The 6,352-nt window shown below is 63.5% G+C and carries 5 protein-coding genes; 1 reads left to right on the forward strand and 4 read right to left on the reverse strand.

The genetic code is table 11. From position 1 onward, the window contains the following. Positions 1-352: 352 nt before the first annotated feature. The 3 genes from FBR05_14265 to FBR05_14275 all read right to left on the reverse strand — a co-directional run bounded on the left by FBR05_14265 (position 353) and on the right by FBR05_14275 (position 2,471). Positions 353-766: a signal peptidase I gene (locus tag FBR05_14265; protein MDL1873341.1), complete on the reverse strand. Its 414-nt coding sequence runs from the start codon at positions 764-766 to the stop codon at positions 353-355. Positions 767-838: 72 nt separating this feature from the next. Beyond that, a complete protein-coding gene (locus FBR05_14270) occupies positions 839-1,660 on the reverse strand; it encodes a 1-acyl-sn-glycerol-3-phosphate acyltransferase (GenBank protein MDL1873342.1) in 822 nt (273 codons plus the stop codon). A gap of 19 nt (positions 1,661-1,679) precedes the next feature. Beyond that, positions 1,680-2,471: a hypothetical protein gene (locus tag FBR05_14275; protein MDL1873343.1), complete on the reverse strand. Its 792-nt coding sequence runs from the start codon at positions 2,469-2,471 to the stop codon at positions 1,680-1,682. A gap of 235 nt (positions 2,472-2,706) precedes the next feature. Between FBR05_14275 and FBR05_14280 the strand changes: the two genes are divergently transcribed. Beyond that, positions 2,707-3,018 (forward strand): hypothetical protein, encoded by a 312-nt coding sequence (locus FBR05_14280; GenBank protein MDL1873344.1) that lies wholly within the window; start codon positions 2,707-2,709, stop codon positions 3,016-3,018. A 63-nt stretch (positions 3,019-3,081) separates the two neighbouring features. On the opposite strand, the gene metH is transcribed toward FBR05_14280, so the two are convergent. Beyond that, a partial coding sequence (gene metH / locus FBR05_14285; GenBank protein ID MDL1873345.1) for a methionine synthase occupies positions 3,082-6,352 on the reverse strand: 3,271 nt, incomplete at its 5' end.

Here is a 6,352-nt window from a genome sequence, read left to right on the forward strand (position 1 = left end):
GCCCCCAACCGGCCCGCCAGCGGCGTCATCCCAAGCGCGGCCCGGCCCCCGCGCACCGGCCTCTTCGCCGAGGTCACGCGGGCGCTCTCCAACGTCCGCCCCGGTGCGGAAGACCGCCCCTCGAATCCGCCCAACAAGGACCCCGGGAAAAAGGGGCCGGACCGCCGGTAAAAAAACGGGGCGCCGAAGCGCCCCTATTGGAGGCTGTTGAAAAAATATTTTATTCCCGCCGGAGTAAATCCGGCTTCATATAACGCCCAAAAAATCCTTCGGATTTTCGGGACCCGCCAATCCGCCTACGGCGGCTTGGCCCAACCACCGGTGTTTTTTTCAACAGCCCTTGTTAAACCAGCTACGCGGTGGCCGCCGCCCCGCCGCCCTTCCCGAAGGCCAATATCAAGAGGACGATGAAATTGGCGATGGGGATCAGCATCAAGACGCCCCACCATCCCGGCTTGCCGCGCCGTTCGGCGATCTTCATCCACACCAGCACCAAGATCACCAAATTGACGATCGGGATGATGAGTAGGATGATCCACCAGATAGGCTTCTGGGCGAGCTGGAGGATGAACACGATGTTGACGATCGGGATCAGGGACATGATAAATCCCTTCCCGAAGGACACGCCGAGCTTTTCTCCGATCTTCGCCAGACAGAACGCGAAAAAGATGTAGGCCACCAGGTAGCCGACGAGGATACCGATTCCCACGCCGCTTCCCATGACCTGTTCCATTTGCATCTGCATCTGTGCTTGTTCTGGGGTCATAAGCCTCCCTTTCTGGATGAGGTGTAGGGACTTTGTAACATAAGCCCAAAAGAGAGGCACTTAAAAACTTCTTTAAATTACGGCTTGTTCGGGACCAGTTTCGATGGGGGCTTGTGGACAATTGTCATCCAGCCTTGCGGCGATCCGAACCTCGGCCTCGCGGCGCAGGGCCTCAGCCCCCGCCTCGAGCCCCTGCCCCTGATAGGGCGTTACGGCGATGGGCGGCAGGACCTCCAGCTCCATCCGGGATTTGCCGCTGAGCAGGCGCGAGTGCTTGGGGATGGCGTGCAGGGAATTCCGGATCACGATGGGAAGGACGTCGTAACCGGACTCGACGGCGAGGCGGAAGGCGCCGATCTTGAAGGGACGAAGTTTTCCGTCGTGGGACCGGCTGCCCTCCGGGAAAAAAAACACTGAGGAGCCCTTGTCCAACCACTCGCGGCAGCGCCGCAGGCATTCCTCCCGGCTCTCGGGGTTGCCGCGGTCGATGGGGACGTAGCCGTTGAAGCTCATGTTCCAGCCGAGCAGGGGCACCTTGAAGAGGGATTTCTTCGCCACCCACTTGAAGTGCAGGTAGGTATTGAAGACGCAGAGGATGTCCGCCATGGACTGGTGGTTGGCGACGATCACGTAGGCCTTGCGGCGGTCGACGCCGGCGAGGCCGCTCTTCTCCAGCGACCAGAAGGGATTGAACCAGAGGTAGAGGCTGGACCAAAAGCAGCTGTACTGCTGCAAGGCCCGCAAATTGGGGTCGAAGGGCTTGGTAAGGACCCTCAGGAAGAAGGCGCCCACCACCAACACCATCGAGGTGACGACGAAGAATGCCCAAAAGAGCACATTGACAAGGACGAGCCCGAGCCGACGGAGCATGCGGCCAGGTAGCGGAGATTTCATTGGAAAGCAAGCCCCGCGGCTATTTTCCGGCCATGCCCGCCGCTTTCAGGGCCTCCGCGTAGGGCTGCGGCACCACCTTCCACAGGCCGTCGATGTTCTTCACCCGGAAGGGCAGCTCGCAGAAGCCGATCAAGGCCAAGAAGGTTTGCTCGCTCTCATCGTTGAGGACGGTGCGCAGCTCGCCGTTGGGGAAGAGGATGTCTTCCCCCGTCCGCGTCGGCGCCATCGGCATCAGGTCGGCCAATTCACGGAGGCGTTGGCGGTCGTCATAGCCCAACTTGTTTTCCTTGAGCATGGCGTCGAGCTCCTTTTCGGTGCGCAGCAGGACGACCGAGGCCAGGGCCTTCTTGTCGCGGGCGAAAAGGCCGGCCGCGAAGCGCCGGATGACGCCGCGCGGATCCTGATCGGTGAATCCCGAACGGGCCGCAAGGGCGTAGCGCGGGTCGACCTTCCAGGCCTCCGCCTCGCGCAGGACCGGCAGCAGCCAAGGCTCCTCGCCCACCTTGAAGGTCACGATGGCGCGATTCGGGTCCGCGGCCGCGGAGGGATAGGTCTTGCCGGGCTTGAGCTCCTCGATCCGGATGCGAAAGGCGGCCTGCCGCTCGGCGGGAAGGTCGGCGTGCTCCAGCAAGGGTTTCGGATCGGTCCCCGCCGGAAGGACGCGGCGCAGGGCGGCCTCGTCCTTCAGGTAATACCCCAGCATGAAGTCGCGAATCGCCGCCGCGGCGGTATTGGCGTCCGAGGCCTGGGCGAAGAGTCCCGCGGGCATCGAGAACAGCGCGGCAAACAGAAATATGGACCTGAGCTTCATGGGATCAGCATATCCTCAACGGCGCCTTGGGGGAACCCGAGGCCTTCGATGGGTCCAAAAAATAAATATTGTTAGGTTTCAAGCCCTTGAATCGGAAAAACCTCGGCCTCCCTCCCTTTCCGGGAGGGGTCTTTTCCATCCCTCTTTAACTCCTTCTCACCCGCCGGGTCTATCTTCACGAAGGAGGCGGGCCCGAATCCTCCCAGCTTCAACAAGACCTGAAAAGGAGACACACATGCGAAGGACGAAACCCTGGCTCTTGGCCCTCGCCCTGCTCTTGGGCGGATTCACCCTGCTCTCGGCGGCGGAATCCCAGGCCTGCTCGAGATTCCACCATAAAAAACACAAACACTCGTATCATCGTTACCACGACTACCGCGTCAACACGCCGATCGAGGCCAAGTACGACCTCAACCGCAACGGCTACATCGGCTGGCGCGAGCGCTACGCGATGAACCACCGCTACGTGAACACCTGGAAAGAACGCCGCTGCGACTACAACCGCAACGGCGTGGTGGACGCGCGGGAAGTCGCCTGCGTCTACTGACGGATTTCTCTTCCCTCCTGGCAAAAGACAGGGCCGGTCCGGACCTCCGGGCCGGCCTTTCCTTTAGACGGAATCGCCGACGCCGAAATAGACCGCCTGGGGATGGTGGAAGACGAGCGCCGACACCGAGGCCTCCGGCTCCATCATGAAGCCCTCGGTCAGCTGGACGCCGATCTCCTCGGGCTTGAGCAGCTCGAACAAAATCTTCTGATCCTCGAGGTTGGGGCAGGCCGGATAACCGAAGGAATAGCGCTTGCCGCGGTACTTCGCCTGAAAGCGCTGCATCATCGTCATGTCGAGGGGATCGGGGAAGCCCCACATCGCGCGCAGCCGGGCATGCAAGAATTCGGCGAAGCCCTCCGCCGTCTCGAGGGCCAAGGCCTGGAAGGCGTGGCTCTTGAGGTACTTCCCCTCGGCCTTCCAGCGCTCGCCGAGCTCGCGCACCCCCTCGCCCACGCCCACGACGAACATCGCGAGATGGTCCAAGGCGGCTTGTCCCGGGGCGCGCGGGGCCACGTAGTCGGCTAGACAAAGGCCCTCGGGCTTGGCCTGGCGCGGAAAGGCGATCGAGGCCAGCTCTTTTCCGGCGGCGTCGTAGAGGAAGACCCGATTTCCCCGGCTCGCCGCGCGGAAAAACTGGAAGACCGCCTTCGGCTTCAACAGGGACCGGCACTCCGCTTTCAAGGCCTCGACCGTCTCGTAGACCTCCAGCGCCTTCTCCCCGCCCTCGGCCGCGCGCAGGGCCTTCAGATCCCCGGCTTCCAGTAGCTTGACCAGTCCGCCCTTCAGCCCGAGGTGCCGGCCGTAGAGCATCAGGGGATTGACGTAATCCCAAAGCTGGTCGACCGGCGTATTCTTCAGGACGTGCCGCTCGAGGTCGGCCGGTGGGGGAAAATCTTGCAACGCCTCGACCGCCGCGGATCGCGTCTCGCCCGCCGGGGCGACGCTTACCTTGACGTAGGTCTCCTGCTTGGCGGATTTGCGCCGCTCCTCGAGCTGCCGCTTGAGCTCGCTGAAGCCGTGCGGGTCGCGGATGCGCTTGGCGAGCTCCAGGCCGTTCATCGCGTCGTTGGCGTAGGCGACGAAGCCCTCGTAGGCGCGGGCGATCTTGTTGTCGGTGAATTTTTCGGAAAGCGCGGCGCCGCCGACCAGGACGGGCGTCTGGATCCCGGCCTTGCTCAAGTCCTCGGCGGTGATCACCATCTGCTCGGCGGACTTCACCAGCAGGCCCGAGAGCCCGACGATGTCGGGCTTGTGCTCGTGGATCGCCGCGATCAGCTGCTCGGGCGGGATCTTGATGCCCAGGTTGACGACGTGGAAGCCGTTGTTGCTGAGGATGATGTCGACCAGGTTCTTCCCGATGTCGTGGACGTCGCCCTTCACCGTCGCCAGGATGACCTTGCCGCGACCGCCGCTGTCGGCCTTTTCCATGAAAGGCTCGAGGTGGCTGACCGCCGCCTTCATCGCCTCGGCGCTTTGCAGGACCTCGGCCACGATCAGCTCGTTGTTGTTGAAGAGGCGTCCGACCTCGTCCATCCCGCGCATCAGCGGGCCGTTGATGATCTCAAGCGGTTTGTATTTCTTGAGCGCCTCGTCCAAGTCCTCGCGCAGGCCTTCCTTGCTGCCCTCGAGGATGTAGCGCGGCAGGCGCTCTTCCAGCGGCAGCTCCTCCTTCGGTTTCACCAGGCGGGAGGAGGCCTCGCGGAAGTGCGCGGCGAAAGCGGCGATGGGATCGGCGCCGCGGTTCCACAGCAGGTCTTCGGCCAGCTTTTTTTCTTCCTCGGGGATCGAGGCGTAACGCTCCAGCTTCTCGGAGTTGACGATGGCCAAGTCGAGGCCCGACTTGACGCAGTGGTAGAGGTAGACCGAGTTCAAGACCTCGCGGCCCGCGGGCGGGAGGCCGAAGGAGACGTTGCTGACGCCCAGGACGGTCTTGACCCGCGGAAAGGCCTCCTTCACCAGGCGGATGCCCTCGATGGTCTCGACCGCCGAGCCCTTGTACTGCGCGTCGCCGGTGCCTACCGGGAAGACCAGGAGATCGAAATAGATGTCCTCGGGCTTGACGCCGTACTTGCCCACCAGCAGGTCGTAGGAGCGGCGCGCGATCTCGAGCTTGCGCGCGCGGCTCACCCCCATGCCCTGCACCTTGTCCTCGTCGATGGTTCCGACGACCAGGGCGGCGCCGAATTTCTTGGCGAGCGGAACCACCGACTCGAAGCGCTCCTCGCCGTCCTCGAGGTTGATCGAATTGATGATCGCCTTGCCCTGGCTGTAGGTCAGCGCCATCTCGATGACGCGCGCGTCGGTCGAATCGATCATCAGGGGCACGCGAACCTTCTTGATCAGCTCCTCCAAAAAGCGCCGCATGTCCTCGAATTCGTCGCGATCGGGGTTGGCCAAGCAGACGTCGACGATCTGCGCCAGCTGCTTAACCTGGGCCCGGCCGATCTCGGCGGCCTCCTCGAACTTCTCCTCGATGATGAGGTTCTTGAACTTGCGGGAGCCGATGACGTTGGTCCGCTCGCCGACCAGGACGGGCCGTTTGTCGTCGGTGATCTCGAGGTAGTCGATGCCGCTCAAGGTCGAGACATGGCGTTCGGGAACGGCGCGCGGCTTGAGCTCGCGGGCCAGGCGGCTCAAGGCCTCGATGTGCCCCGCGTGGGTCCCGCAGCAGCCGCCCAAAAGGTTCACCCAGCCCGCCTCGCCGAAGCGCCTTAAAACCGCCGCGATCATCTCGGGGGTCTCGAGGTAGCGCCCCTCCTCGTCGGGCAGGCCCGCGTTGGGCACGCAGGCGACGCGGGTCCCGGCCATGCCGGCGAGGGTGCGGATGTGGTCGGTCATGAACTCCGGCCCGGTGGCGCAGTTGAGGCCTATGTAGAGGAGGTCGACGTGCTCGAGCGAGGCGGCCAGGGCCTCGACTCCTTGCCCGGCCAGCATCGTGCCCATCGGCTCGATGGTGATCGAGACGGCGATGGGGATCTGTTCCTTTTCATTTTCCAACACGCGCTGGATCCCCAAAATGCCCGCCTTGACGTTGCGCGTGTCCTGGCAGGTCTCGAGGAGGAAGTAATCGACGCCGCCGTCGTAGAGGGCCTTGGCCTGGGCGGCGAAGTGCTCGATCAGCTCCTCGAAGGTGACGCCGCCGGTGACGCTGATCGCCTTGGTGGTGGGGCCCATCGAGCCGGCGACGAAGCGCGGCTTATCGGGAGTGGAAAATTTGTCCGCGGCCTCGCGGGCGAGGCGGGCGGCCTTGAGGTTGATCTCGTAGGCACGGTCCTGCAGGCCGTATTCGGCCAGCACCAGCGGGGTGCCGCCGAAGGTGTCGGTCTCGATC

The sequence above is a fragment of the Deltaproteobacteria bacterium PRO3 genome (assembly GCA_030263375.1).
GTDB lineage: Bacteria > UBA10199 > UBA10199 > DSSB01 > DSSB01 > DSSB01.

Coding starts and splice junctions, on each gene's coding strand:
- FBR05_14265 (MDL1873341.1), bottom strand. CDS start 766: ATGACCCCAGAACAAGCACAGATGCAGATGCAAATGGAACAGGTCATG.
- FBR05_14270 (MDL1873342.1), bottom strand. CDS start 1,660: ATGAAATCTCCGCTACCTGGCCGCATGCTCCGTCGGCTCGGGCTCGTC.
- FBR05_14275 (MDL1873343.1), bottom strand. CDS start 2,471: ATGAAGCTCAGGTCCATATTTCTGTTTGCCGCGCTGTTCTCGATGCCC.
- FBR05_14280 (MDL1873344.1), top strand. CDS start 2,707: ATGCGAAGGACGAAACCCTGGCTCTTGGCCCTCGCCCTGCTCTTGGGC.